This window comes from Mesorhizobium sp. L103C131B0, from assembly GCF_000502275.1.
Taxonomy (GTDB): Bacteria; Pseudomonadota; Alphaproteobacteria; order Rhizobiales; family Rhizobiaceae; genus Mesorhizobium.
Genome location: NZ_AYXC01000002.1, coordinates 391,182 through 418,058, shown reverse-complemented (window position 1 = coordinate 418,058; position 26,877 = coordinate 391,182). Strand labels below are relative to the sequence as shown.

General features: G+C 62.7%; 25 protein-coding genes and 1 tRNA gene. 16 read left to right on the top strand and 10 right to left on the bottom strand.

What is annotated here, in order from left to right; translation table 11 throughout:
- Nucleotides 1–137: 137 nt before the first annotated feature.
- The 3 genes from X730_RS159150 (at nucleotide 138) to X730_RS159160 (ending at nucleotide 1,857) form a co-directional block, all read left to right on the top strand.
- Complete coding sequence (locus X730_RS159150; RefSeq protein ID WP_023753347.1) at nucleotides 138–434, top strand: DUF982 domain-containing protein; 297 nt, start codon at nucleotides 138–140, stop codon at nucleotides 432–434.
- Nucleotides 435–580: 146 nt separating this feature from the next.
- A complete protein-coding gene (locus tag X730_RS159155) occupies nucleotides 581–856 on the top strand; it encodes a DUF6074 family protein (protein WP_023681621.1) in 276 nt (91 codons plus the stop codon).
- A gap of 332 nt (nucleotides 857–1,188) precedes the next feature.
- A complete protein-coding gene (locus tag X730_RS159160; protein ID WP_023705981.1) occupies nucleotides 1,189–1,857 on the top strand; it encodes a DUF2161 family putative PD-(D/E)XK-type phosphodiesterase in 669 nt (222 codons plus the stop codon).
- A gap of 146 nt (nucleotides 1,858–2,003) precedes the next feature.
- Here X730_RS159160 and X730_RS159165 read toward each other — a convergent pair.
- The 3 genes from X730_RS159165 to phaC all read right to left on the bottom strand — a co-directional run bounded on the left by X730_RS159165 (nucleotide 2,004) and on the right by phaC (nucleotide 5,728).
- Nucleotides 2,004–2,078: transfer RNA gene (locus X730_RS159165), tRNA-Glu, on the bottom strand.
- A 332-nt stretch (nucleotides 2,079–2,410) separates the two neighbouring features.
- Complete coding sequence (locus X730_RS159170; protein ID WP_245261300.1) at nucleotides 2,411–3,532, bottom strand: YcbK family protein; 1,122 nt, start codon at nucleotides 3,530–3,532, stop codon at nucleotides 2,411–2,413.
- Nucleotides 3,533–3,892: 360 nt separating this feature from the next.
- Entirely contained in the window at nucleotides 3,893–5,728 is a 1,836-nt protein-coding gene (phaC, locus tag X730_RS159175) for a class I poly(R)-hydroxyalkanoic acid synthase (RefSeq protein ID WP_023681617.1), read from the bottom strand.
- Between the two features lie 97 nt (nucleotides 5,729–5,825).
- Here phaC and X730_RS159180 point away from each other — a divergent pair, with 97 nt between their 5' ends.
- The 4 genes from X730_RS159180 (at nucleotide 5,826) to recJ (ending at nucleotide 10,942) form a co-directional block, all read left to right on the top strand.
- Nucleotides 5,826–6,236 carry a hypothetical protein gene (locus X730_RS159180; protein WP_023681616.1) on the top strand — a complete coding sequence of 137 codons (411 nt, stop codon included), beginning with the start codon at nucleotides 5,826–5,828 and terminating at the stop codon, nucleotides 6,234–6,236.
- Nucleotides 6,237–6,326: 90 nt separating this feature from the next.
- Nucleotides 6,327–7,544, top strand: coding sequence for an LL-diaminopimelate aminotransferase (locus X730_RS159185; RefSeq protein ID WP_023681615.1), 1,218 nt, complete (start codon nucleotides 6,327–6,329; stop codon nucleotides 7,542–7,544).
- 50 nt (nucleotides 7,545–7,594) lie between these two features.
- Nucleotides 7,595–8,908 (top strand): homoserine dehydrogenase, encoded by a 1,314-nt coding sequence (locus tag X730_RS159190; protein ID WP_023825674.1) that lies wholly within the window; start codon nucleotides 7,595–7,597, stop codon nucleotides 8,906–8,908.
- 249 nt (nucleotides 8,909–9,157) lie between these two features.
- Nucleotides 9,158–10,942 (top strand): single-stranded-DNA-specific exonuclease RecJ, encoded by a 1,785-nt coding sequence (recJ, locus tag X730_RS159195; protein WP_023825673.1) that lies wholly within the window; start codon nucleotides 9,158–9,160, stop codon nucleotides 10,940–10,942.
- Nucleotides 10,943–10,957: 15 nt separating this feature from the next.
- On the opposite strand, the gene X730_RS159200 is transcribed toward recJ, so the two are convergent.
- The 3 genes from X730_RS159200 to folE form a co-directional block, all read right to left on the bottom strand.
- A complete protein-coding gene (locus tag X730_RS159200; RefSeq protein WP_023667624.1) occupies nucleotides 10,958–11,929 on the bottom strand; it encodes a patatin family protein in 972 nt (323 codons plus the stop codon).
- 84 nt (nucleotides 11,930–12,013) lie between these two features.
- Nucleotides 12,014–12,472 (bottom strand): phosphoribosyl-AMP cyclohydrolase, encoded by a 459-nt coding sequence (hisI, locus tag X730_RS159205; protein ID WP_023825672.1) that lies wholly within the window; start codon nucleotides 12,470–12,472, stop codon nucleotides 12,014–12,016.
- A gap of 35 nt (nucleotides 12,473–12,507) precedes the next feature.
- Nucleotides 12,508–13,143 (bottom strand): GTP cyclohydrolase I FolE, encoded by a 636-nt coding sequence (folE, locus tag X730_RS159210; RefSeq protein ID WP_023667622.1) that lies wholly within the window; start codon nucleotides 13,141–13,143, stop codon nucleotides 12,508–12,510.
- 241 nt (nucleotides 13,144–13,384) lie between these two features.
- Between folE and X730_RS159215 the strand changes: the two genes are divergently transcribed.
- A complete protein-coding gene (locus X730_RS159215) occupies nucleotides 13,385–13,864 on the top strand; it encodes an iron-sulfur cluster assembly scaffold protein (RefSeq protein WP_023825671.1) in 480 nt (159 codons plus the stop codon).
- Between the two features lie 52 nt (nucleotides 13,865–13,916).
- On the opposite strand, the gene X730_RS159220 is transcribed toward X730_RS159215, so the two are convergent.
- Nucleotides 13,917–14,834 carry a LysR substrate-binding domain-containing protein gene (locus tag X730_RS159220; protein WP_023825670.1) on the bottom strand — a complete coding sequence of 306 codons (918 nt, stop codon included), beginning with the start codon at nucleotides 14,832–14,834 and terminating at the stop codon, nucleotides 13,917–13,919.
- Nucleotides 14,835–14,927: 93 nt separating this feature from the next.
- On the opposite strand from X730_RS159220, the gene X730_RS1000000168065 reads away from it, so the two are divergent.
- From X730_RS1000000168065 to X730_RS159245, 6 genes are all read left to right on the top strand, one after another.
- Complete coding sequence (locus tag X730_RS1000000168065) at nucleotides 14,928–15,086, top strand: hypothetical protein (protein WP_023667618.1); 159 nt, start codon at nucleotides 14,928–14,930, stop codon at nucleotides 15,084–15,086.
- Between the two features lie 123 nt (nucleotides 15,087–15,209).
- The gene (yidD, locus tag X730_RS159225) at nucleotides 15,210–15,578 is read left to right on the top strand and encodes a membrane protein insertion efficiency factor YidD (protein ID WP_023825669.1); all 369 of its coding nucleotides are present in this window, start codon (nucleotides 15,210–15,212) and stop codon (nucleotides 15,576–15,578) included.
- A 157-nt stretch (nucleotides 15,579–15,735) separates the two neighbouring features.
- The gene (blaOXA, locus tag X730_RS159230) at nucleotides 15,736–16,551 is read left to right on the top strand and encodes a class D beta-lactamase (protein WP_023825668.1); all 816 of its coding nucleotides are present in this window, start codon (nucleotides 15,736–15,738) and stop codon (nucleotides 16,549–16,551) included.
- A gap of 134 nt (nucleotides 16,552–16,685) precedes the next feature.
- Nucleotides 16,686–18,449 (top strand): adenylate/guanylate cyclase domain-containing protein, encoded by a 1,764-nt coding sequence (locus tag X730_RS159235; protein WP_023825667.1) that lies wholly within the window; start codon nucleotides 16,686–16,688, stop codon nucleotides 18,447–18,449.
- Nucleotides 18,450–18,670: 221 nt separating this feature from the next.
- Nucleotides 18,671–20,644, top strand: a complete 1,974-nt coding sequence (thrS, locus tag X730_RS159240) for a threonine--tRNA ligase (RefSeq protein ID WP_023825666.1) — start codon at nucleotides 18,671–18,673, stop codon at nucleotides 20,642–20,644.
- Between the two features lie 85 nt (nucleotides 20,645–20,729).
- Complete coding sequence (locus X730_RS159245; RefSeq protein WP_023825665.1) at nucleotides 20,730–21,668, top strand: GNAT family N-acetyltransferase; 939 nt, start codon at nucleotides 20,730–20,732, stop codon at nucleotides 21,666–21,668.
- Nucleotides 21,669–21,727: 59 nt separating this feature from the next.
- On the opposite strand, the gene X730_RS159250 is transcribed toward X730_RS159245, so the two are convergent.
- The gene (locus X730_RS159250) at nucleotides 21,728–22,690 is read right to left on the bottom strand and encodes a hypothetical protein (RefSeq protein ID WP_023701214.1); all 963 of its coding nucleotides are present in this window, start codon (nucleotides 22,688–22,690) and stop codon (nucleotides 21,728–21,730) included.
- Between the two features lie 165 nt (nucleotides 22,691–22,855).
- On the opposite strand from X730_RS159250, the gene X730_RS159255 reads away from it, so the two are divergent.
- Together X730_RS159255 and X730_RS159260 are read left to right on the top strand one after the other, a co-directional pair.
- On the top strand, nucleotides 22,856–23,440 hold the full coding sequence (locus X730_RS159255; protein ID WP_023701213.1) for a nitroreductase: 585 nt from the start codon (nucleotides 22,856–22,858) through the stop codon (nucleotides 23,438–23,440).
- Nucleotides 23,441–23,546: 106 nt separating this feature from the next.
- Nucleotides 23,547–25,448 carry a hypothetical protein gene (locus X730_RS159260; RefSeq protein ID WP_023825664.1) on the top strand — a complete coding sequence of 634 codons (1,902 nt, stop codon included), beginning with the start codon at nucleotides 23,547–23,549 and terminating at the stop codon, nucleotides 25,446–25,448.
- Here X730_RS159260 and X730_RS159265 read toward each other — a convergent pair.
- Both X730_RS159265 and X730_RS159270 read right to left on the bottom strand, forming a co-directional pair.
- Nucleotides 25,445–26,320 carry a CoA ester lyase gene (locus X730_RS159265; protein WP_023825663.1) on the bottom strand — a complete coding sequence of 292 codons (876 nt, stop codon included), beginning with the start codon at nucleotides 26,318–26,320 and terminating at the stop codon, nucleotides 25,445–25,447. The genes X730_RS159260 and X730_RS159265 overlap by 4 nt on opposite strands.
- Complete coding sequence (locus tag X730_RS159270) at nucleotides 26,320–26,772, bottom strand: MaoC family dehydratase (protein WP_023825662.1); 453 nt, start codon at nucleotides 26,770–26,772, stop codon at nucleotides 26,320–26,322. Before X730_RS159270 ends, X730_RS159265 begins: the two co-directional genes overlap by 1 nt.
- Nucleotides 26,773–26,877: the final 105 nt, after the last annotated feature.

Sequence of the window (26,877 nt, the reverse complement as noted above, 5' to 3'; positions counted from 1 at the left end):
TCAGATGACATCCAGGTGCGCGATCTCCTCCGAATGCCGAGATCGCACTGACGACACATTTTCGCGCAAAAGCAGCCAAAGCAACTTTTGACGACGAACGGCGTTGCTGTGGTCGACGCCAGTTCGGGAGATATAGAATGGACAGATTGCAATTCGAGGTGCCGGTGCGCATCGCGCCCGCGCCCGGGCTGCCGGTAGAGGAAATATACAGCGTCGAACAGGCGCTGGATATCCTGCATGACTGGCCAACGAAGCGACAGGGCAAGGTCTATGAAGCGGCGTTCAATGCCTGTTTCGGGGCCACGGTGGATGTGGTCAGGACTGAGGACGCATGGCGCGCCTTCATGGCGTTTTGCCGGGTCAGTGGCCTGCTGGCCAGGGACATGATGGTTACGGCCAAGCGCGCCGGCGAGGCGAGGGGCCTGAGGGTCTAGAGTTCTGCTTGGCCTGGAGGCCGGCCAACCGACTCGTTCCAATCGGCGCGGACTCCGCGGCGTTAAGGTTCCGTTTCCGACTTCACAGCTAGGCATGAGCCATAGAGCAGCGTCTGATTCGTTGCGTCGGTTTCATGGTGCAGAACATGTCTTCAGCCAATGTGCGTACCTTCCCGCTAGATCGGCAGACCGTGCTGGTGCGCGAGGTCGCCGCAAGGCTGGGCAGACTGCACGGCGACACGGCCACGTCGTTCTGGAAGGCCACGGCGCGCGAACTCCTCGACAAGGCGGTCGCGGCCGGCTGCGATGCGGCTTCGGCGGCCAACGATGTCCGCCGGTTTTTCGCCGCGGTCCAGGACGAGATGCATTTCAAGGCGGACGATGCCGCACCAGGGCAGCGCCGGACGCGCACCCGCCCCTAGCCTCAAAACACACGCGCTCATCATTGTGTGGCCAACCGTGGACCGGTCTTGGCGTCGACGTATCTCGGGTCTTACGCTGTCGATTGTGCCGTCCCAGCCACGGCGAGCGCCTTGTTGAACGCGAGACAGGCGATGAAATACTGGTCGCGCTCGGCCCTGGCGACGTCGGTCATCGCCAAGGAAATCGTCGAGCGCTATGGCGGGACTATCATGCCGGAGACCTGCCTGACGGCCGCCTTTGCAAACAGTGGGTCTCAAGGCGGCTTAGCGCAAGGCGTCGGCCTCTCGGCGATCCCTGTGCCGACCCGATCCGAATCGGCTATGCCTGCGCGATGCAGGAAACGTCTCTCTACATCCCGGTGAAGCGGTTTCTCGAGAGCCTGGAGTTCACGGTCAAGGGCGAAGTCGGGCACTGCGATATCGTGGCGGTGCGCGACGGCGAGCCGCCTGTGCTGGTCATCTGCGAACTGAAATTGCAGTTCAACCTCGAACTGGTGCTGCAAGGTGTCGATCGCGCCGCGGCATGCGACGAAGTGTGGCTGGCCGCGCGCATGTCGGCGCGTGGCAAGGGCCGCGAGCACGACCGCCGTTTTCGCGCGCTGTGCCGGCGGCTCGGCTTCGGGCTTCTGGCTGTCAGCGGCAAGGGGGAGGTCGAATTGCTGCTCAGCCCGGCCGCTCTGCCGCCGCGTCGCGATCCAAAGCGGCGCTCGCGGCTGATGGAGGAACACCGTCGCCGGCGCGGCGATCCGGTGGTCGGCGGTGGCTCGCGCGCCCCGATCATGACCGCCTACCGGCAGGATGCGCTGGCCTGCGCCGCAGCCATGACCGATGGGCCGAAACGCCCGCGCGATCTGAAAGCGATTTCGCCGCGCGCGCCCAGCATCCTATTGGACAATGTCTATGGCTGGTTCGCCAGGGCCGAGCGCGGCGTCTACGCGCTGACCGAGGGTGGCCACGCGGCGTTACAGCGCTGGCCGCAGGTAGCGCACGACCAGGGGTGAGTGGCCGGAGATTGCCGCGAGCAGGCGCCGAGGGAAACCTCGGCACGGCAGCCGCTGTTCGCCGTTTCAACCGATGCGCCGCGCCACCCTTCCAGCCGCTGCTAGTTCGGCGGCTGCCGCGAGGCTTCCTGTTTTCCTGAAAGATCTGGTACGCCCAAGGGGAATCGAACCCCTGTTACCGCCGTGAAAGGGCGGTGTCCTAACCGCTAGACGATGGGCGCGCTCAGACGAAGCGGCTTATAATTGCGTTGTTGCCAACCGGCAACCCATCAGCCGCCAGATGCCAAAACTTTTTTCAAGAGGGGCGAAAACGGCCAGTTTGGTGAGCCAGCCCAGGTTTTCTGCCCTCGCGTCATTGCACATCTTTGGAGATTAGCCTGAACGCCCCGCGCAGTCGTCATCCTATGGTCTGCGCTGCGTCGCTGCGCGCCTTGCTTCGCCATAGGATGACGAAGTCGCGGGTGCCTCGGCTAATCTCGAACGTCGCTGATAGCTAATCGGGAAAAACGGCAGGCTGCTAACGGCCCCTCGGCCCGTTTGCCGAATGGGGATGCTAACCCCGCCGGCGGCAGCGCCAATTCCAGTCGCGCTCGGGGCCGACGTCGACGTGAACGGATTCGGTATGGCAGTAGGTGCCGACGCCGCCGCGGCCGGGCATGGTTCGGATGTAGCTCGCCAGTTCCCATTTGGAGACGCCGGGAACCTGGATGTCGGCGGCGGCGCAATACATGTGCAGCGAATTCTTGGCGCCGTTGGCGCGCCGGTTGCGGGCCGGGTCGCGGTAGCCTGATGTGACCATCATCTTGCGGCCGTAATGGCCTTCGATGGTCTTCAGCACACGCACCAGCGACGGCTTCAGGCAGGCGACGTCGACGCTCTCGTTTTGCTTCAACAGGCCATTGGGCGCCAGCCGGGCGAGGCCGGCGGCGGAGGCCACCTGATAGGCGCCGCCCGAACCCTCGTCCTCGTTCAGGTCGACGTCGCTTTCGTCGTCGAGGCCGGATTTGCGCTTGATCTCGAACAGCGCCGTCTGGCGCACCCCGGGCAAGGCATCGCTGCCGGTGATGTGGTTGCTCTCGTTGCCAAGCGAGGCAAGCTGCAAGGGCTTGTCGGCGGAATTGGCTGACGCTAGCGTGATGATCGGCTTTGCCGGGACGGCCTTCTGGGAAGCAACCGCAGGCTGTTCGCCCGAGCGCGAGTTGACCAGCGGAGCAGGTGCCGCGGAGGTTGGCGTGGTGCTGAACAGTGAGGCCAGGAAGCCCTTCTTCGGCGTGTCGATCTGCTGGGGCGCGGCGGTCACGTAGACCTCGTTGGTCGCGGGTGCCGCTGCCGTCGCTTTCGGTGCGGTCACGCCGGCATCGGCGGCGGCGATCCTCTGCGCCACGGCGTCCGTTGCGGCCGCGGTCTGTGCTGACTGCTGCAGCGACTGCGGCGTCTGGCCGACAATGGTTTCGGAGCCGGCGGGAACATTGACCGGGAAGCCGGTGCCGGGCTTGGCCACCGGCACATAGGCGACCTGCTCGGGCAGTGTCGCATCGCCCGCTGCCGTCATCATCATCTGCGGCCCGGTGGATGTGACCTGCACGGTCGAATCGCCCGGCGCCGCAGGGCTGGCGCCGGAAGCCGCGGCGATGTCAGAAGCGGTCGCGTTGTAGCCAGGCATGCCGACGGACATTGTGGGGTCGCCAGCGGAGGTGCAGGACGCCAGAAGCACGGAGAAAAGCGCTGCCGCTATAGTGCGACCTTCTCTCCCCGCGAGACGCGATCCTGCTGATTTCAAAACTAAATTCCCCCTCGGTGTCCGGTCGGCCTGCTATTGGTGCGGCGTCGAAACGTTCACATCCAATAACCTTGTGTTCCCAAACCGGAAACGAGACTTGTGTCAATTCTGCAAGCCTCTGAATTATTTGCTCGTTGGAGGCCAATTGAGGCTTCTTGAAGGTTGACGACACCATTTCGCCCCGTTTTGCCGGCTCGTCAACTCACCAGACATTACATTCCGTTACACACAGGCACCTGCAAAAGGTGCCGGCCGTTACACGCGCACCTTCACATAGGTGCCGGGGGCATCACCCAGGGTTTTCATATGCTTGCCCGGTTTCCGGGCCGGAACGAGGGTGTCGTCCTGGGTTTCAATCCAGTGCTGCCAGTGCGTCCACCAGGAGCCGGGATGCTCCACCGCCGAGGCGAGCCACTGGCCAAAATCGCCTGTCGGTTTGCCGCCGGTCCAGTACTGGTATTTCTTGGCTGCCGGCGGGTTGACCACACCGGCAATGTGGCCGGAACCAGCCATCACAAACTCGACGTCGCCGCCGAAATATTGCGAGCCGAGAAACACCGAAAGGGCCGGCGCGATGTGATCTTCCTTCGACGCCAGGTTGTAAACCGGGATGGTGACGTCGGCCAGCGACACAGTGCGGCCGGCGAGTTCCATCACGCCACGAGTCAGATTGTTCTCGAGATAACAGTTGCGCAGGTAGAAGGAGTGGTTTGCAGCCGCCATGCGGGTGGAATCGGCGTTCCAGTAGAGCAGGTCGAAGGGCAGGGGATCCTTGCCGCGCATGTAATTGTTGATGACATAAGGCCAGATCAGGTCGCCCGAGCGCAGCATGTTGAAGGCGGTCGCCATCTTGGTGCCGTCGAGGTAGCCCTTTTCGTTCATCGATTTCTCGACCGCTGCCACCTGGTCCTCATCGACGAAGACTTTCAGGTCGCCGGCATGGGTGAAGTCGACCTGCGTGGTGAAGAAGGTCGCCGATTTGATGCGGTTGTCGCCTTCCTGTGCCAGCAGTGCGAGTGCGGCCGCCAGCAGCGTGCCGCCGACGCAATAGCCGATGGCGTTGACCTCTTTCTCGCCGGTCGCCTTCTCGATCATGTCGAGGCCGTATTGCAGGCCTTCCCGTATGTAAGCTTCCCAGCCCTTGGCGCCGTGCCGCTCGTCGGGATTGATCCAGGAGATGACGAACACGGTATGGCCTTGCTCGATCGCCCAGCGGATGAAGGACTTTTGCGGGTTGAGATCGAGGATGTAGAACTTGTTGATCCAGGGCGGGCAGATCAGCAGCGGGCGCTTGAGCACCGTCTCCGTCGTCGGATCGTACTGGATGATTTCGGCGACATCGCTGCGGCCGACCACCTTGCCGGGAGATGTCGCGACGTTCTTGCCGATCTCGAAGGGCGAATAGTCAGCTTGTCTCAGCTTCAGGTCGCCCTTGCCGGCGGCGATGTCTTCGGCCAGCATCTTCATGCCGCGCACCAGGTTTTCTCCATTCGAGGCGACGGTTTCTCGAAACAGCTCCGGATTGGTCAGGATGAAGTTCGACGGCGAGATGGCATTGGACACCTGCTTGACGTAGAAGCTCGCCTTGTGGCGGGTGTGGTCGTCGAGGCCTTCGGCGTGCTCGACCAGGTCGGCCGCCCAGCGCGAGGTGACGAGATAGGCCTGTTTGAGGAAATCGAAGAAAGCGTTGCGACCCCATTCGGGGTCTTGAAAACGCTTGTCGCCGCGCTCGGGCTTGACCGCATCGTCCGGCGCTTCAGCATTCGGGCTAACCTTCTGGATGGCGTTGCCCCAGACCGTCATGTAGCCGGCGAACAGTCGCGTCTGCGCTTCCAGCGCGCGTTGCGGGTCGGCCAGCCAATATTCGCTGAGCTTGGAAAAGGTTTTGACCATGTCGACCACGGGTTCGGCGACATGATCGCGCACCTCGCCTTTTTCGCGCGGCTCGGCCCAGGCGGAGGCGGCTTTGCCGGCCTGTTCGACCATACGCGCCATGTTCAACGCGAAGCGTTCCGGGTCTTTCACCAGATATTGCTCGACGGTCGAAGATTGATCATCTTCCGCTTTGCTCGAATCAGGTGTTTTGGACATGGCTCGCGGGGTTCCTCCCGAGGCGTTTTCTTGACATATTATCATGGGACATCTGACCGGGTCCAATGCGCTGTACCCCGGCTGCCAGGAAAACAATATGACGATTAACACCGGCAAGACCATTTTTTCGGGGGCAGGCCGCTTTTGCCGCGTCGCGGTTGCAATCGCCTGTCTGGCGCCAGGGCTGCTGGCGGCAAGTGGCTGCACGAGCGCCAATACCGGCAACGGGATGAATGTCGGCCTGACGCAGGGCGCGCAGGACACCGGCTCTTATCCCAATCTCAACATCCCACCGCAGGTGGCGGCAAAGCAGCTCACCCCTGAGGAGACGCAGGCCAAGCTTGCCCAGTTGAAGGGCGAACAGCAGGGGCAAGTGGCCAAGGGCGGCGGCGGTGCCCCGTCCACCAGCCCGGCGGCGCTGAACTCGCTGGCGAAGAACCATGGCAAGGACACGCTGAAGCAGATCGAAGCCAAATGCGATCCCGCCCTCGACCCTACCTGCAAATAAGGCTATATCGCGCGCCGAAAGCGGTCTTTGCCAAAGGCGCCTAGCCAAGCCAACTGTGCTAAAGCCAATCTTAAATCGTCTGGAACTGACATGGAAGAATTTCACAAGGTCCGCCGGCTTCCGCCCTACGTGTTCGAGCAGGTCAACCGGCTGAAGGCCAGCGCCCGTTCGCGCGGCGCCGACATTATCGACCTTGGCATGGGCAATCCCGACCTGCCGACTCCGAAGGCGATCGTCGACAAATTGTGCGAAGTGGTGCGCGATCCGCGCACGCATCGCTATTCCTCCTCGCGCGGCATCCCAGGTCTGCGCCGCGCCCAGGCCGCCTATTATCAGCGCCGTTTCGGCGTGAAGCTCAATCCCGACACGCAGGTGGTGGCGACGCTCGGTTCGAAGGAAGGCTTCGCCAACATGGCGCAGGCGATCACCGCGCCGGGCGACGTGATCCTGTGCCCCAACCCGACCTATCCGATCCATGCTTTCGGCTTCATCATGTCGGGCGGCGTCATCCGTTCGCTGCAGGTCGAGCCGGATGACGGCTTCATCCCGGCGCTCGAGCGCGGTGTCCGTCATTCGATCCCGAAGCCGCTGGCATTGATCCTCAACTATCCGTCGAACCCGACGGCGCTGGTCGCCTCACTCGATTTCTACAAGGACGTGGTCGCCTTCGCCAAGAAGAACGACATCATCATCCTGTCGGACCTTGCCTATTCGGAGATCTATTTCGACGGCAATCCGCCGCCTTCGGTGCTGCAAGTGCCGGGCGCCATCGATGTCTGCGTCGAGTTCACCTCGATGTCGAAGACCTTCTCCATGCCCGGCTGGCGCATGGGCTTCGCCGTCGGCAATGAGCGGCTGATCTCGGCGTTGACGCGGGTGAAGTCCTATCTCGATTACGGCGCCTTCACGCCGATCCAGGTGGCGGCGGCGCATGCGCTGAATGGCGACGGCGCCGACATCGCCGAAGTTCGCGAGGTCTATTTGAAGCGCCGCGACGTCATGGTCGATGCCTTCAGCCGCGCCGGCTGGACCATTCCGGCACCGGCTGCCTCGATGTTCGCCTGGGCGCCGATCCCGGAGCCGTTCAAGCATCTCGGCTCGCTTGAGTTTTCCAAGCTCCTGATCGAGCACGCCGACGTGGCGGTGGCGCCGGGCATCGGCTTTGGCGAGCATGGCGACGATCATGTCCGCATCGCGCTGGTCGAGAACGAGCACCGGATCCGGCAGGCGGCGCGCAACATCAAGCGCTTCCTGGCGTCCAGCGCCAAGCAGCCGAACAATGTGGTGCCGCTCGCCGCGCATCGCTAAAGTCGCCGCACATCTTATTCGAGCAGATTTTTTGAGGGGCGTCGCCGGGCATGGCTGAAGCGTTGCGTGTTGGAATTGCGGGTCTGGGTACGGTTGGCGCCTCGGTGGCGCGCGTGCTGCGCGACAAGGCAGCGGAACTGACGCGCCAGTGCGGACGCGATGTCATCGTCACCGCTGTTTCGGCTCGCAATGCCAAGCGCGACCGCGGCGTCGACCTCAGCGCCGCCAAATGGTTCGACGATCCGATCAAGATGGCGCAGACCGCCGATATCGACCTCTTCGTCGAACTGATCGGCGGCGACGAAGGGGCAGCGCGCGCGTCGGTCAAGGCAGCACTTGAAGCCGGACGTCATGTCGTCACCGCCAACAAGGCGCTGTTGGCCAAGCACGGCGTGGCGCTTGCCGAAATCGCCGAGAAGAAGGGCGTGCTGCTCAACTACGAGGCGGCAGTTGCCGGCGGCATCCCGGTCATCAAGACGATGCGCGAGGCGATGGCCGGCAATTCGGTCACCCGCGTCTTCGGCATCCTGAACGGCACCTGCAACTACATCCTGACCCGCATGGAGGCCGAGGGCATCTCCTTCGACGAGTGCCTGAAGGACGCGCAACGGCTGGGCTACGCCGAAGCCGATCCGACTTTCGATATCGAGGGCCATGACACGGCGCATAAATTGTCGATCCTGACCAGCCTGGCCTTCGGCACCAAGATCGCGGCCAACGACATCTACATGGAAGGCATTTCCAATATCAGCCAGGCCGATATCCGCGCTGCCGCCGATCTCGGCTACCGGATAAAACTGCTCGGTGTCGCGCAGCGCACCGACAGCGGCATCGAGCAGCGCGTGCACCCGACCATGGTGCCGACCGCGTCGGTGATCGCACAGGTGCATGGCGTGACCAATGCGGTGGCCATCGAAACCGACATTCTGGGCGAGCTGCTGCTCTCCGGCCCCGGCGCCGGCGGCAACGCCACCGCGTCCGCCGTGGTCGGCGATATCGCCGACATTGCCAAGAGCCGGCCGGGCTTCCAGCACGGTCCGGTGTTCGGCCTGCCGGCCAAGGAACTGCGGCCCTACAAGAAGGCGCAGATGCGCAGCCATGCCGGCGGCTATTTCATCCGACTGACCGTGCATGATCGCATCGGCGTCTTTGCGGCGATCGCCAAGCGCATGGCCGACAATGATATTTCGCTGGAATCGATCGTCCAGCATGCCGTCAGCGGTGAGACCGACGCGCAAAAGACGGTGATCCTGGTCACCCACGAGACGACGGAAGCAGCGGTGCGCAAGGCTGTCGACGGCATCACCAAGGACGGCCACCTCACAGACAAGCCGCAGGTTATCCGCATTGAGCGCGCTGGTTAGGCCAAGTCATTTTTCTCCTTTAACCGATTGATATTCCTGCTGAAAGGTGGTTCGGACGCCATAATGCTCTATCTCTTTGATTTGGAGCCGGATTGAGATTTCAGGTCGAACCCACCAGTCATGATCGGGCTCTGGCGGAGGCGTGAGCCGCGAGATCAACGCGCGTCACCAGGAGGTGGAAAAGTTTGAGACTTTCCTGTTTAGCCGTCGCATATTGCCGGAAATGACAATCTGTAGACTACGCCTCCTATGACGGGCGACAAACGCCTCTTCCTCGATGTCAGGCAGTCGGCAACCGGTGTTTCCTGGGAACACCGGTTGAGCGAGCGGCAGGACATGACTGCGCTCGCCATAGCGCAGGGCCACGGCGTGCCCGACATTGTGGCGCGCGTGCTCGCCGGGCGCGGCGTCACCGCGGACCAGGCCGAGCGCTTCCTCGATCCGACGATCCGCAACCTGTTGCCGGATCCGGCTTCGCTGACCGACATGGGCAAGGCTGCGACCCGCATCGCCGAAGCGGTCATGGCCAAGGAGAAGGTAGCAATTTTCGGCGACTACGATGTCGACGGCGCCGCCTCTTCGGCGTTGCTCAAGCGCTTCTTGACGCATTTCTCGGTGCCTTCGGAGATCTACATTCCCGACCGCATCTTCGAGGGCTACGGCCCCAATCCGGAGGCTATGCGCGAACTGGTCTCGCGCGGCGCGACGCTGATCGTCACCGTCGATTGCGGCACCAACAGCGCTGTCTCTATCGATGCCGCCAAGGCCGCAGGCGCCGATGTGGTGGTGCTCGACCACCATCAGGTCGGCGGCCCGCTGCCGGAGGCGACCGCAGTCGTCAATCCCAATCGCGAGGACGACCTTTCCGGGCAAGGCCATCTGTGCGCCGCCGGTGTCGTCTTCCTCACTCTGGTGCAGACGGCGAGGGTCCTGCGCAGCCGATTGCCCGACGCAGCGCCACCGGACCTGTTGTCGTTGCTCGACCTGGCGGCGCTGGCCACGGTTTGCGATGTGGTGCCGCTCATCGGCGTGAACCGCGCTTTCGTCGTCAAGGGACTACAGATGGCGCGGCAGCAGAAGAATGAGGGGCTCGCCGCACTGGCGCGGGTGTCCCGCATCGGTGAGCCGATAAGCACCTTTCATCTCGCCTATCTGATTGGGCCGCGCATCAATGCCGGCGGCCGCATCGGCGATGCAGCACTTGGCAGCCGGCTGCTCGCCACCGACGATCCGGTTGAGGCCGGGACCATTGCCGAGACACTCGACCGGCTCAACCAGGAACGCCAGCAGATGGAGCTGGAGATGCTGGCAGCGGCGCGCGCCGAGGCTGACGCCGAACTTGCCGGCGGCAACGGGCCGGCCATCATCGTCACCGCCAGCACCAATTGGCATCCCGGCATTGTCGGCTTGATCGCCTCGCGGCTGAAGGACCATGCGCGGCGGCCGGCCTTCGCCATCGCCTTCAACGCCAATGGCATCGGCACCGGCTCTGGCCGTTCGGTGTCGGGCTTCGATCTCGGACGGCTGGTGCGCGCAGCCGCCGATGCCGGGCTGATCGTCAAGGGCGGCGGCCACGGCATGGCCGCCGGCATCACGGTGGAACGCGCCAAGCTCGGCGAACTCCGTGCTTTCTTCGAGGAGCGCGCGGCGACCGAAGTGTTCCGGCTGCAGGACGAAGAAAGTCTGGCCGTCGACGGCGCGCTCGCCGCCGAGGGCGCGACGATTGCTTTGCTCGATGCATTGGAAAAGGCCGGGCCTTTCGGCGCCGGCCATGTCGCGCCGGTGTTCGCGCTGCCGCGCCATCGGCTGGCCGACGCGCGGGCCGTCGGCACCAACCACATCCGGGCTGATCTGCAGTCGGAAAGCGGCGGCCGCATCCAGGGCATCGCCTTTCGATCCGTCGATACCGCGCTGGGCGAATTCCTGTTCAAGAACAGGGGCAACACGATCCATGTAGCCGGCTCGCTGTCGGGGAATTATTGGAACGGCAACCGCACGGTGCAGTTCCGCATCACCGATGCGGCCAAAGCCTGACATTGCCGAATTGTTTTAAGCGAGAACCGTCTGCAGCCGCTTCAACTCGCTGATCTGCGCCATCGTCGCCTGGTAACCGACGCTGATCGCCTCATCCGCGCGGTGGAATTCGGTCAAGCCGATATGGCTGAGTTTCGGTTGGAGCGACATGTCGGGCGGATCGCCCGCCAGCCTTGCGCGTGAAATCCGGTCCTGGATGATGTTGAAGGCTTCGACCATGACGCCGGTGATGCCGAGACGGCTCTGGTGCGGCTGGTGGTCGGGGCTGGCCTGGCCTGGCCGGGGCGCGTCCTTCTCGATGAGCAGTTCGCCGGCGCTGTGCTTGATGACGGCGGCGCGGCCGAACAGATCGTAGTGAAGGTTGACCGCGACGACCAGCGGCTGCTCGTAGGCGCGGCAGACCGAAACCGGAACCGGGTTGACCAGCGCGCCGTCGACCAGGATGCGGCCGTTGCAATTCACCGGTTCGAACACGCCGGGCAGCGCATAGGAAGCGCGCATCGCGGTGATCAGGGAACCGCTGGACAGCCAGATCTCATGGCCGGTGCGAATTTCGGCGCCAACGGCGACGAAGGGTTTTGTCAGATCCTCGAAGCGGATGCCTGCCATGTGCTCGCGCAGCCTGACGTCCAGTTTCATGCCGCCGAACAGGCCGCTGCCGCGCAGATTGAGATCGAGCAGGCCGAAGATGCGCCGCTTGGTCAGGCTGCGGGCGAACTCCTCGAGTTCGTCCAGCTTGCCGGCGAGATAGCAGCCGCCAACCAGCGCGCCGATCGAGGTGCCGGCGATCATCGAGACTTCGATGCCGGCTTCGTCGAGCGCGCGCAGCACGCCAATGTGCGCCCAGCCGCGTGCGCAGCCGCCGCCCAGCGCGAGCGAAATGCCTGTCTTGCCCGCGGGTTGCGGGTCAGGCACGCCGCCGGACGATGAGGGGCCATTGGCCTCCCGCACGTCCGGTCTGCTACGCAATGACGCCCACTCGAGCATCATGATCTCCCTTGTCCCGCGTCCGTTCTACAGGAAGGACGTTTGAGAATAGTGAATATGAGTGGTTTGCGACTGTTGAATGGTTCACGCGGGCTTCCGATACGTTTTTTCCGCATCGAACAGCGGCGTGCTGCCATCGTCGGCAAGCGTTGCCTTGCCGCCGATTAGCCCCACCGTCCGATAAAAACATGAACGCCGGCCGGTGTGACAAGTTGCGTCGTGGCCCAACACTTTGACGCGCAACCATATGGCGTCCTGGTCACAATCCGTGAGCATCTCGACGACGGTCTGAAAATTGCCTGATGTTTCGCCCTTCTTCCACAGCGCGTTGCGCGAGCGCGACCAGTAGTGCGCGATGCCGGTTTCGAGCGTCAGCGCCAGCGCCTCGGCATTCATATGCGCGACCATCAGCAGCATACCGTCAGCGGCGTCGGTGACGACGACGGTGACCAGCCCGGCAGCATCGAAGCGCGGGGAAAACACCGCGCCTTCTTCGAGAGCCTTCTTGTCCGATGGAGCCTTGGGAAATGTTAGTGCCGACATCGCCGGTCCTTGATCTAGCGATGGCGGCGAGCGGCTTACGCCCCGAGGCCGCGCACCATGGTGACGAAACGGACCTGTTCCTCGGGCGTGTCCTTGAATACGCCGGTGAAGGTCGAGGTCAGCGTGGTGGAGCCCTGCTTGCGGATGCCGCGCATGGCCATGCACATATGCTCGGCCTCGATCATGACTGCGACACCGCGCGGATTGAGCACGTCCTGGATGACGCCGGCGATCTGTGCAGTCATGGCCTCCTGCGTCTGCAGGCGATGGGCGAAGATATCGACCACACGGGCAATCTTGGACAGGCCGACGACCTTGCCGTCCGGGAGGTAGCCGACATGCGCCTTGCCGATGATCGGCACCATGTGGTGCTCGCAATGCGAGTGGAACTGGATGTCCCTGACGATGACGAGATCGTCATAGCCGGCGACTTCCTCGAAGGTGCGGCCGAGTTCTTCGGCCGGGCACATGTCATAGCCGTTGAACATTTCGAGAAAGGCCTTGGTGACGCGCTTGGGCGTGTCGATCAGGCCCTCGCGGTCCGGATTGTCGCCGGTCCAGCGCAACAGCGTGCGCACGGCGGCCTCGACCTCGGCTTCGCTCGGCCTGTCGGTGACCGGCTTGTCCAGATAGTCGGAAGGGGGCATGATTTTCTTGATGACGGCATCCATAAAGGCGTCTCCCGTAGTTCCTCTCTCAGAAGGAACGAGTTGAACGGACCACGACCTTTCGGGTGCTGAAAACTCGCCCTGTTTCCAGCCCGCAAGCGGCGTGAACGAAACGGGCAAGGACGGCGGCTTTGCGTTGCCTTGTCGATACCCGACTGCCAGCATTATATATGGTCGTGCGCAGCGAATGAAAGACGCCACAGCGGCAATCGCTGTTCGCTTGGCGGCGACGGATTGGAAAAATATGATTGACGACGTCTACAATGCGAAAATTCTGGGTTTTGCCGGAAACATCGCCCGCATAGGCCGGCTCGATCATCCGGATGCGAGCGCCAAGGCCCATTCCAAATTGTGCGGCTCGACGGTGACCATCGACCTCAAGATGGACAATGGCGTCGTCACCGATTTCTCGCATGACGTGAAGGCCTGCGCCCTCGGCCAGGCCTCGTCCTCGATCATGGCTCAACATGTCATCGGCGCCAGCGCCGACGAATTGCGGGCGGTGCGCGACACCATGCTGAAGATGCTCAAGGAAAACGGCGCGCCGCCGCAAGGCCGCTTTGCCGATCTGAGATATCTGGAGCCGGTGCGCGACTACAAGGCGCGCCATGCCTCGACCATGCTGACCTTCGATGCGGTCGTCGATGCCATCGGTCAGATCGAGAAGAAACGCGCCGAACAAGCGGTGATGTTGGTACATGACGGCTCCTCCAACAGCCGGTGAATTGTCAAAATTGGGCGCTGAACACGTCGAGGAGCTTCTCACGTAACCGGGCTCATGCCTTGGTTTGCTGCGCCCGTCTGCTTTCGGCGAATTCGCTTCTCACCCAGTCTGCAAACGCCTTAGCCGGCTCCGGCAGGTCCTTCAAACTCCTGGCCACCAGCCAGTAGGCGCCCGATGCGACGTCGATGTCGAACGGCTTGATCAGCGCGCCGGAGGCAATCTCCTCGCCGATCTGCAATAGGTCTCCGAGCGCAACGCCGTGGCCGAGCAGGGCCGCCTGCTTCGACAGCGACACATCCGCCAGCATCGGGCCGCGCGCCGGAATGGCGTCGGCAGCGACGCCGGCGGCCTCGAACCAGCGCGCCCAGCCCTGGCGGTTTTCCTCGTGCAGCAGCGTGTAGCGGGCAAGGTCGAGCGGCTTTTCGAGGGTAGGGCCTGATGCCAGCAATGCCGGCGACAGGACCGGCGAATCAACGGTCGAGGCGAGCCATTCGGCCTCGCTGCGCGGCCATGAGGTGGCGCTCGCGCTGAAGCGCAAGGCTAGTTCAGGCTGATCGCTGCGGAACTCGATCGGCCTTGGGTCGACCTCGAGGGAAACGTCGATATCAGGCCGCAACTGGCTGAACCGGTTGAGCCGCGGCAACAGCCACACAGAGGCCAGCGACGGCTCGACACTGACGCGAACCACCGACTGTGCCGGGGCCGCCACCAGGTCCGAAAGCAGCCTGTCGATGTCGTCGAAACTCCTGACCAACTGATCGAGCAGGCGCTGGCCGGCCTCGGTCAGCTCGACGCGGCGGTGATGACGGCGGAACAAGGGCTGGTGCAGGAACTGCTCGAGCTCGCGGATCTGCCGGCTGATGGCGGCCTGCGAGACGAACAGCTCCTCGGCGGCCCGGCTAAAGCTCAATTGCCGGCCGGCTGCCTCGAAACTTCGCAAGGCCGTCAGTGGCAGCCGTCCGCGCTTCATTCGCATAACCCAGAGTTATCCGAAACGGAAATTATACTCGTTTGAAGGCGAAGGCCAGTGGGCGTCTAATCCGCTCTTAGAGGAGACACGGACATGATCCAGTTTCTGGAAATCTTTGGCGATGTGATGCGGATCGCGACGTTTCAATGGCGTGGCGACAGGCAGCATCATGTGCAGCGCACCGAGCAAAGGCCGGCCACCCGCTGGGCGGCTCCAGCGGAGCGGCATCCCTTTCGCCGCTCGCGACCCTGAAGCCGACAAACAGGCGAGTGAGTGAAGAGGATTGCGTTTGCCGGCCGAAGCTCACATCTATCGGTTTGGAAACGCAAGCTGACCCGGAAGCCGGTTTCGGGTCGCGTTCGGAAAGAGACTGCGGTGGGCGACCAGCATCGGCATGTGCATGCCGCCGGACGGACCCGGCGCGGGCGCAACTGGCCCGGTCCCTGGCGCAAAACACCCGGCCGCATTTTCGGCACGTCGCTGGTGCGCCTCTATCAACTGACGCTGTCCGGATTTGTCGGCAATTCCTGCCGGCATCTGCCGACCTGTTCCGAATACGCGCATGAGGCGATCGCCCGCCATGGTCTGTGGGCCGGCGGCTTCATGGGGCTGTTCCGCGTGCTGCGCTGCGGCCCTTTCGGTTCGCATGGCATCGATCGCGTGCCGGAGGTACTCGATCAGCGCTATGTCTGGTTCATGCCATGGCTTTATTGGCAGATCGGCAGGAAGCGCGGCGAGGCCTGACGGCGGGCGCGCTGGCCCCTGATCCAGATCGCCAGCGCGGCATTTCTTTACAATCCGGTAAGGTTAACAACGGGCTGCACAAAGACTGCGCATTTGAGTCAAAATCGAGCCAAGACACTTCGCTAAGCGCCTCCTGTTCATTCCCAGGAGAGCCCACATGCGTCGGATCGAAACCCACCCCTTCATCATTGCCGCGGTCCTCTTCCTGCTGGCCTGGTTTCTGGGATTTCCGATGCGGGCGCAATCGGCGCCGCTTGGCGATTTCGCCTGCACGCTTATCCAGGACGCGGCGAGCGGCGAGACGCTCTATCAAAGCGGCGTCTGCGACCAACGCGTCAGCCCGGCGTCGACCTTCAAGGTGCCGCTGGCGCTGATCGGCTACGACAGCGGTGTCCTCAGCGACGCGCATACACCGAGCTGGGATTACAAGCCTGAGTTCAACGCCGTGAAGCGCGACCACAAGGCCGTCGACCCGACGATCTGGGAGCGCGACTCGATCGTATGGTATTCGCGCGAGATCGTGCGCCGGCTCGGCGCAAAAAGCTTTGCCCTCTACGTCTCGAAATTCGGCTACGGCAACATGGATGTCTCGGGCGATGCCGACAAGGACAACGGGCTCACGCAATCCTGGATAAATTCCTCGCTTGAGATATCGCCGGTCGAACAGACAGCCTTCCTGCGCCGGCTGCTCGCCGGCAAGATGCCGGTTTCTGCCAAGGCACATGAGATGACCCGAGCCATCCTGCCGAGTTTCCAGGCCGACGGCTGGACGGTGCAGGGCAAGACCGGCAGCACCAGGCTGGGAAACAGCAAGGACAAGCGCTCGCTGGGCTGGTTCGTCGGCTGGGCCGAAAAGGGCGGCCGGCGGATCGTCTTCGCCCGGCTGGTCGTCGATACCAAACCGATCGACACACCGAAGGGCCCGGCGACCCGCGGGGCGTTCCTGAGGGATTTGCCGCAACTGGTGAAGTGAGTTGCCGCGACAAATCCCGGCGGCTGTGCCAATGACCGCTGCGGAAATGTATCAGTCGACGTTCCGGCTCGTGGACTCTGTCGGCCGTCGCCCTTACAATCCCGGTCCTGTTGCTCTTGAAAGCAATGCACCACATGACCGAAGGACGCGTCCAACGCCGTCTTGCCGCAATTCTGGCCGCTGACGTGGTGGGGTATACGCGCCTGATGGGCAGCGACGAGGCCGGCACACTTGCCGATCTGAAGGAGATACGGGCCCACCTTATCGACCCAAATATGGCCGAGCACCAAGGTCGCATCTTCAAAACGACTGGCGACGGCATCCTCGCCGAGTTTCCAAGTGTCGTGAACGCCGTGGCTTGTGCCGTTGCTATGCAGCGTGCCATGTCGGGTCGCAGCGCAAAACTGTCCGAGGACCGAAGAATACAATTCCGCGTTGGGATCAACCTCGGTGACGTAATCGTCGAGGATGACGATCTGTTGGGTGACGGCGTGAACGTGGCGACAAGGCTCGAAGGCATCGCTCCTGTTGGAGGTGTTATGGTTTCGGGCACGGTGCGAGATCACCTAGGAAACCGGCTTGAACTTCAATTCGACGACATTGGTGAGCAGATACTTAAAAATATTGAACGCCCCGTGCGAGCTTATGCGGTGCGCCTCGACGGTCCCGAAGCGGCCCCCACTTCGCCGGCGTCGCTTGCTGATAAGCCATCCATCGCTTTGCTGCCGTTCGTCAATATGAGCGACGACCGTCAGCAGGACTACTTTGCGGATGGGATCACAGAGAACGTCATCACCGGATTGTCTCGGTTTCGCGATCTTTCCGTCATAGCCAGTAATTCGACGTTTGCTTACAAGGGCAAAGCCACGAAGATACAGGATGCCAGCCGAGAGCTGGGTGCCCGCTATATCTTGGAGGGCAGTGTACAGAGGTCAAAGGACCGGGTCCGGATTACCGCCCAGCTCATTGACGGCAAGACTGGGCGGCACCTTTGGGCAGAGCGCTACGACCGAGGCATCGAGGACATCTTTGCCGTGCAGGACGATGTCACTGAAAGAATAATCGGCAGTTTAGCCACAGCGTACGGAGGCCGACTGTTAAAGGCGTGGCAAGAGCGCCCGGAAGTCGCGGGGACGCGGAATTTTGAGGCGCTGGACTATTTCGTGCGCGGCATGGAGTCTCTCAACCGCTACACAAAACAAGACAACTTGCGTGCTCGGGAACTCTTTGAGAAGGCAGGCGAACTCGATCCGAAGTTCGGAAAGGCGTTTGCCAAGCTCGCTTGGACGCACATGATCGACGCAAGCGACGGTTGGAGCGCGAATCCCGAGGCTTCACTGGCATGTGGCCTGAAATACGCCAATTTGGCGATCGAACGGGACGACGCCGAGGCATGGGGGCACTATGCGCTCGCAGGGCACTGCCTATTTTGCGGACAATACGAACGCGCTATCGTTGAGTATCAACGCGCCCTTGAGCTTAATCCAAATGACGCCGACGTGCTGTTGGATTACGGTTCCTGCCTAAGCTATTGTGGGAGGGCACAGGAAGGCCTTGAGACGGCGCAAAAAGCCATGCGTCTCAACCCTCACTACCCCGAGTGGTACATCCTACAGATTGGCCAGATTTACTACGACGTTCGCAGATATCGTGAAGCGATCGCGGCGTTGGAAGGTCTACGAACCCTCGACACCGTATACCAACACTTATACCTGGCAGCGAGCTACGCGGCTTTAGGGAGCGAAGACGAAGCGCAGCAGGTCATCGAGCACATTTTGCAGCTGGAGCCGCGAGCCACAATCACGATGAGAACGACCTCGGACATGGCGCCATACAAGAACTCAGGTGACTTGGAACATCTTCGCGAGAACTTGCGCAAGGCAGGCCTGCGCGAGTGAGTGAAAGCTCGCGCTAGCCTTGAACGGCTGCAAAGTGGCGGTCCTTGGTCGTTCCGATCGGGGAGGCCAATGGCAACGTTCCAACTGGAATTCAAACTGACACACTACCAGCGCTCTTTACCTCACACCGTGCTGCCTCTAAAACCCGCCCGCTGCCGGATGCCTCCGGCTTCACACCACGACCACCCGCGCTCGTTTGCGGGACTGGATAGGAGATACAAATGCTGAATTCCGTTTCCCTGACATTTCCCGATGGCTCCGTCCGCGACTGTGACGCGGCGATGACCGGTGCAGGCCTCGCCGAATCGATCTCGAGGTCGCTGGCCAAGAAAGCCGTCGCCTATGCGATCGACGGCACCGTTCGCGATCTTTCCGACCCGCTTGGCAAGTCCGGCAAGGTCGAGATCATCACCCGCAGCGATCCGCGCGCGCTGGAGTTGATCCGCCACGATGCAGCACACGTGCTGGCGGAGGCCGTGCAGGAACTGTGGCCGGGAACGCAAGTGACCATCGGGCCGGTGATCGAGAACGGATTCTACTACGACTTCGCCCGCAACGAGCCGTTCACGCCCGACGATTTCCCGGTGATCGAGAAGAAGATGCGCGAGATCATTGCGCGTAACAAGCCGTTCACCAAGGAAGTCTGGTCGCGCGACAAGGCGAAAAAGGTCTTTGCCGAGAAGGGCGAGCGCTACAAGCTCGAGCTGATCGACGCCATTCCCGAAGACCAGGATCTCAAGATCTATTCCCAGGGTGACTGGTTCGACCTCTGCCGCGGCCCACACATGGCCTCCACCGGGCAGATCGGCAACGCCTTCAAGCTGATGAAGGTGGCCGGCGCCTATTGGCGTGGCGATTCGAACAACCCCATGCTGACCCGCATCTACGGCACGGCCTGGGCCGAGCAAGCTGAACTCGATGCCTACCAGACGATGCTGGAAGAGGCCGAGAAGCGCGACCACCGCAAGCTCGGCCGCGAGATGGACCTGTTCCATTTCCAGGAAGAGGGGCCGGGCGTCGTCTTCTGGCACGCCAAGGGCTGGAAGATGTTCCAGAATCTGGTCAACTACATGCGCCGCCGCCTCGACGAGCAGGGCTACCAGGAGGTCAACGCACCGCAGGTTCTCGACAAGAGCCTGTGGGAGACGTCGGGCCACTGGGGCTGGTATCGCGATGCCATGTTCAAGGTGACGGTGGCCGGCGACGACACCGACGACGACCGCGTGTTCGCGCTGAAGCCGATGAATTGTCCGGGCCACGTGCAGATATTCAAGCATGGGTTGAAATCCTATCGCGATCTGCCCGTAAAGCTTGCGGAATTCGGCAATGTGCATCGTTACGAACCGTCCGGCGCCTTGCACGGGCTGATGCGCGTGCGCGGCTTCACGCAGGACGATGCGCACATCTTCTGCACCGAGGAGCAGCTGGCCGCGGAGTGCCTGCGCATCAACGATCTGATCCTGTCGACCTACGCCGATTTCGGCTTCGACGATGTCAGCGTGAAGCTGTCGACGCGGCCGGATAAGCGCGTCGGCACCGACGAGGCCTGGGATCATGCCGAGGCGATCATGGGCAACGTGCTGGATACAATCAGGACGCGCTCGGGAAACCGCATCAACACCTCGATCAATCCGGGCGAGGGCGCTTTCTACGGGCCGAAATTCGAATATGTGCTGAAGGACGCCATCGGCCGCGAATGGCAGTGCGGCACCACGCAGGTCGACTTCAATCTGCCGGAACGCTTTGGCGCCTTCTACATCGGTTCGGATTCGGAAAAGAAGCAGCCGGTGATGGTGCATCGCGCCATCTGCGGTTCGATGGAGCGCTTTCTCGGCATCCTGATCGAGCATTATTCCGGCCATTTCCCGCTGTGGTTCGCGCCGCTGCAGGTGGTTGTGGCCACGATCACCTCGGATGCTGACGATTATGCGCGAAAGGTTGTCGCACAGATGAAGGCGGCAGGACTTTTGGCCGAACCGGATCTGCGCAACGAGAAGATCAACTACAAAGTGCGTGAGCATTCGCTGGCCAAGGTTCCTGTGATCCTCGTCTGCGGCAAGCGCGAGGCGGAGGAGGAGACGGTCAACATCCGCCGGCTCGGCTCGCGCGATCAGGAATCGCTCAAGCTGGCGGAGGCGCTGAAGCTGCTTTCTGACGAGGCTGTTTCGCCCGACCGCAGGCGAAGCGCGGCCTGAGCAAACAATGTTTCGTAGAAATGGCGGTGGAGCGATCCACCGCCATTTTCACATGCCTGTCACGCGAACCTTGTAACGAGCCCCCATGCTCAAGCTGAAGATACGGGAAAGACCGTTTCCCGAACTCTCCTACGCCAATGCGAGCCAGCCGGCGCTGACGCGCTGGTTTATCCATTCCATTGAAGGCCTCTCGGGGCGCGACCGGTATGCCGCGCTCTACGATTTCTGGCGCCGCCAGGTGGCGCCGACGGGCGAGCGGGTGTTCAGCCGCATGCTGGAGCTGATCGACGTCAAGGTGCGCAGCACCGATCGGTGGCCGCCGGCGGGGCTGCCGGACACGCCGCTGGTGATCGTCGCCAACCACCCGTTCGGCATTGGCGACGGCATTGCCGTGCTGTCGCTGGTCGAGCAGCTCGGGCGTCCCTTCCGCGTCATGATCCACAAGGATCTGCTGAAGGTCCGCGAAATGGAACCGTACTCGCTGCCGATCGACTTTTCCGAGACCAAGGACGCGGTGAAGAACAACATGGCGGTGCGCCACGAGGCAGTGCGGCTGTTGAAAGAGGGCGTCACCATCGTGGTATTTCCGGCCGGCGGCGTCGCCACCGCGCCGAGAGGCTTTGGCCGGGCGCGCGACCTGCCGTGGAAGATGTTTCCGGCGCGCCTCGTGCAGGACGCCAAGGCGTCGGTGGTGCCGATGCATTTTTCCGGGCAGAACGGCCGGCTGTTCCATCTGGTCAGCGGCCCGATGAACATGGGGGAGCGCGAAGGAAGGCTGGCGGAATTCGTCGGCAAGGCGTCGCTGACGTTGCGCCTTTCAATGCTCATCCGCGAATTTGCGCGGCTGTCCGGCAAGGCGATCGACGTGCGCGTCGGCGATGTGCTGAGCTGGGATGAGTTGGAGCCATTGCGCGACCGCAAGACGCTGCTCGACCGTCTTCATCGCGGTGTCTTCGACCTAGCGCCCGACGCGCCGCGCGGCCGGGTCCACTTCCTGCAGCGCCGCCTGTGCAAGGCCGCCTGACGTAGCCCTGAACTACCACTTCAACTGAGCAGCCAAACCGATGCCAATGGGCGCGCCGGTCAGTCGGCGCCTTCCTCCGGATCGATCGCAGAGGCATCAGTGGCCAGCACCTCGATCTCCTGGTTCTGCCCAGCGACCACGGTGAAATCCTTCTGGTAGATGCGGTCGCGGTTCTTGGCGATGATGGTGTATTGGCCTTCGGCCAGCACCATCGAGGCGAAGGCGCCGACGGCCTCCTTGATCGGATCGCCGGATTCGTTGAGCAGCGACCAGGATGTATCGGCGATGGCCTCGCCGCCGGTCTCGCGCACCAGCTTCATGGTCTCCTCCGCCGCGCGATGCTCGACGGTGGCTTCGGTCAGCTTGCCGGCTTCGACACGGATGTCAGAGCGAATAACGGCATTGACCGCGCCATAGGTGGAGACGACATGATAAACGCCGGCGTTGAGCCGCACGACGCTGTTCGGCTCGACATCGGGAATGATCAAAGCGCGGTCGCCATTGGCCTCGGCGGTGCCCTCATAAATGGAGAAGCGCAGTTTTTTCGGCGGAATACGCGCGCCGCCCGACAGCACCGCGTCGAGCTTGAGGCCGCCGGCATCGAGCACCAGGCTTTCGCGCCTGGCGTCCTTGCCGACGGTGATGCGCTTGGTGGCGCCGGCGCGTCCGTATGAGGCGTGGACCAGATAGCTGCCGGGTTCGAGCTGGAACACGGCGCTGCCGCCATGCGCGGAAGCCACCATCGGCAGCTTGCCGTCGCCGGCGGCCTCGGGCTTGAAGACGCGCCAGACGATGCCGCGCGTGATGTCGGCGCCCTTGTCGGTCAACTGCGCCGACAGCGTTATGGCACCGCCGCCACCGAGTGCCAGCGGCGTCTCGCCCTTGGGCGGTGCATAGCTCGAAATATCGGGGAGTTTCAGATTGCCGATGCCGTCGGCATTCTGCGCCATGGCCATCGAGGCCGGCGCAAACAGCGCTACGGCGAGCCAAATCAGGAAAAGGCGCGATCTCCCCTCAAACATGCCTTGCGTTGAAGCCCAAGGCGGTGGCAATTTCAAGGCTTAAGAGTCCGACCGCCTTGGCAACAGGTTCTTTCGTCCGGCGCGCCCGCGCCAATGCCCGAGCCGCCCCGATCCGCAATGGCGCGCTTCAGCTCAAAATCGAGTGCTTTAGGAGACCTGGCCCCCATGGCGTCGCCGATCATCGACTTCCTGCTGACCCGAAACTCCGCACCGATTCCTGAATTGAAGGAACCGGCGCCCAGCGATGGCGATATCGCGACCATGATCGCGGCTGCAAGCCGTGTGCCCGATCACGGCCGACTGGAGCCGTGGCGCTTCATCCTTTATCGCGGCGAGGCGCGATTCGAGATCGGCAGGAAGCTGGCGGCGCTCGCCGAACAGCGCGAAGGGCCGCTGCCGGAAAACCGCCGCAACCAGGAGCTTGCGCGGTTTTCCCGCGCGCCGCTGGTGATCGGCGTGGTGTCGGTTCCGAAGGACAATCCAAAAATCCCGCAATGGGAAATGTTCCTGTCCGGCGGCATGGCGGCGCTGAACCTGATGATTGCAGCCAATGCGCTGGGCTATGGCACCAACATGATCAGCAACTGGTATTCCGATGTGGCCGAGGGCAGGGCAATCCTGGGGTTGGCGCCGCAGGAGCGCGTCGTCGGCTTTATCCATATCGGCTCCTACCAGGGCCCGGCGCCGGAACGGCCGCGACCCGATCCGGCAAAGCTCTATGCCGATTATGAGGGGCCGTGGAACGGCTGACACCCGAAAGCGATTCCCCTTTATTTAAACACAGGCTAAGACAGCGGCTTCGGCGAGCGTTGGGGTTGGCGCATCGACCATAGGGATATTGGGGGACGCCGGCGACATGAAGAAACGAGACTCGCTGGGAACCCGGCTGCGCTACGGGTTTGACAAGAGCATGGCCGCCGGCCCTATCGCGCTGATCGGCTGGCTCGCCGTCGCTTCCCTGCTGATCATCATCGCCGCCGCGGCTTTCCTTGCGGTGACCCGCATCGCGCCGGAGGGCGGCGAACCGCTGAACTTCTTCGAAGCGTTCTGGGAATCGCTGATGCGCACGCTCGATTCGGGCACGATGGGCGGCGACACCGGCTGGGCCTTCCGTCTCGTCATGTTGTTTGTCACGCTTGCCGGCATCTTCGTCGTGTCGGCCCTCATCGGCGTGCTCAGCGCCGGCGTCGACAGCAAGCTCGATGAATTGCGCAAGGGTCGTTCTCGGGTGCTTGAGAGCGACCACACCATCATCCTCAACTGGTCGCCGTCGATCTTCGACGTCATCTCCGAACTCGTCATTGCCAATGCCAGCCGCCGCCATCCGCGCATTGTCGTCATGGCCAATATGGACAAGGTGGCGATGGAGGACGAGATCGCGGCCAAGGTCGACAAACTGGGCAATACGCGCATCATCTGCCGCAGCGGCGACCCGACCGACCTCTACGACCTAGCCATCGTCAACCCGCAGAGCTCGCGCTCGATCATCGTGCTGTCGCCGGAGGGCGACGACCCGGATTCGCAGGTCATCAAGACAGTGCTCGCGCTGGCCAACGACCCGAACCGGCGCACGGCGGCCTACAACATCGCCGCCGAGATCCGCGACGGCAAGAACGCCGAGGTCGCCCGCGTCGTTGGCGGGGCCGAGGTGCAGCTTGTGCTGGCCGACCAGCTGATCTCGCGCATCGTCGTGCATTCGAGCCGGCAGTCGGGTCTCAGCGGCGTCTATTCGGAACTGCTCGATTTCGACGGCTGCGAAATCTACACGACCGAGCAGCCTGATCTCACCGGCAAGACCTTCGGTGAGGCGGTGATGGCGTATGAGCATTGCACGCTGATCGGGCTCTGCGACCAAACCGGGCGCGTCAATCTCAACCCGCCGTCGGATCTGGTGATCGGCAAGGACATGCGCGCCATCATCATTGCCGAGGACGATGCCGCTATCAAGCTGGGAGGCGCGGGGGCCAAGATCGATACCGCGGCAATCCTTCGCCATCAGCTTGTCGACGCGAAGCCGGAGCGCACGCTGATCCTTGGCTGGAACCGGCGCGGTCCGATCATCACCTATGAACTGTCGCGCTACGTCGCGCCGGGTTCGATCCTGACCATCGCCGCCGATACGCCAGGCCTCGAGCAGGAAGTTGCCGGCCTGCCGGTCGTCGGCGACAATCTGTCGGTTTCCTGCCGCATCACCGACACGTCGAGCAGCACAGCACTGGCAAGCCTGGACGTGCCTTCCTACGACCACGTGCTCGTCCTTGGCTACAGCGAAACCATGGCAGCGCAGCCCGCCGATACGCGCACGCTGGTGACGCTGCTGCATCTGCGCAAAATCGCAGACGATGCCGGCACGCACATCTCGATCGTCAGCGAGATGATCGACGTGCGCAACCGCGAGCTGGCGGCGGTGACTAAGGCCGATGATTTCGTCGTCAGCAACCGGCTGGTCAGCCTGATGCTGGCGCAGGCATCGGAGAACCAGCATCTCGCCGCGATCTTCGATGATCTGCTCGACGAGGAGGGCTCCGAAATCTACATGCGTCCGGTCGGCGACTATGTCGCCATCGACCATCCGGTGACGTTCTGGACGATCGCGGAATCGGCGCGTCTGCGCGGAGAGATCGCCATCGGGCACCGGCGCGTTCGCGCCGCGCAGAATGATGAGCGGGCTCTGGGCGGCGTCACCGTCAACCCGTTGAAGTCGCAAGCGCTGGCCTACCTGCCGGAGGACCGGGTCATCGTGCTGGCGCGGGACTAAACCCCGGCTGCCTTGGCGCGAGCCAGAAGCCGCTCGGCAAGCCTGAGATGCGGCCGGTCATACATCTTGCCGTCAATGCCGACCACGCCAGGATTTCCGGCCGCCTCGAAGGCCGCGACGATGGCCTGCGAGCGTTGCACTGCCTCCGCCGACGGTGTGAAGGCGGCGTTGATGACCGGCACTTGCGCCGGATGGATCGCCATCTTGCCGGTAAAGCCGTCACGCTCGGCCTCCGTGCATTCGGCTTCGAAGACGGCCATGTCGCGAAAGGCGGGGAAGACCGTGTCGATCGCCGCGACTTCGGCCGCGCCGGCGGCGAGGATGGTCATGGTGCGGGCATGGCGGAAGACATCGGTGTAGCGGCCGTTGTCGTCGCGCGCAGCCCGCGCACCGATCGCCGCGGACAGATCTTCGGCACCCCAGGTGAGGCCGGCAAGCCGGGCGCTTGCCCCGGCGTAGGTCGCGGCGGCCAGCAAACTGGCAGCCGTCTCGGTGATGATCGGCAGGATCTTGATCGCGCCATCCGGCAATCCGTTTTCGGCCTCATGCACGCGGAGCTTTACGGACAGCTGCTGGACATCCTGGCCGCTGTTCGACTTCGGCAGCATGATGCCGTCGGGTTTGACCGGAACCAGGGCGGCCAGATCGTCGTCGGTCAACCCGGTCGAGAGATCGTTGACGCGGATATAGATGGCGGAGCTTGTCTGCTGCCGGTTGCCGCCGATAAAGCGTGCCGCGATGTCGCGTGCCGACGCCTTGTTTTGTGGCGCCACGGAATCCTCAAGGTCGACGATGACCACGTCGGCGCCGGCGCCAAAGCCTTTGTCCAGCTTCTTTTCGGAATCGCCGGGCACAAACAGCAGCGAGCGCATCAGGCCGCCTTTTTCATCATCATCGCCTGGCGCGTGCATTTGGCGACGAGCACATCGTTCTGATTGTAGGCGCGATGCTCGAACTCGACGATGCCGCGGTCCGGCTTGGATTTCGATTCCCTGACCGAGATCACAGTCGTTTCGACACGGATGGTGTCGCCATGGAAGACCGGGTGCGGAAACACTGTCTCCCTCATGCCGAGATTGGCAATTGTGGTGCCGACGGTGATGTCATTGACGGAAATGCCGATCATCAGGCCGAGCGTGAACAGCGAATTGACCAGCGGTCTGCCCCATTCGCTCTTGGCGGCGAAGTCGAAGTCGATGTGCAGCGGCTGCGGGTTCAGCGTCATCACCGAGAACAGCATGTTATCGCTTTCGGTGACGGTCTTGCGCAGCGTGTGCCGAAAGACATGTCCGGCGACGAACTCTTCGAGATAAAGCCCGGGCATCGTTTTTCTCCTCCGCTGCCTGACGGTTGATAGGCGCTGCCCATGCCACCCGCAAGCCAGTTAATAAACATGGTGAACCGTTCGTAAACCATTTCTGCCTAGGGT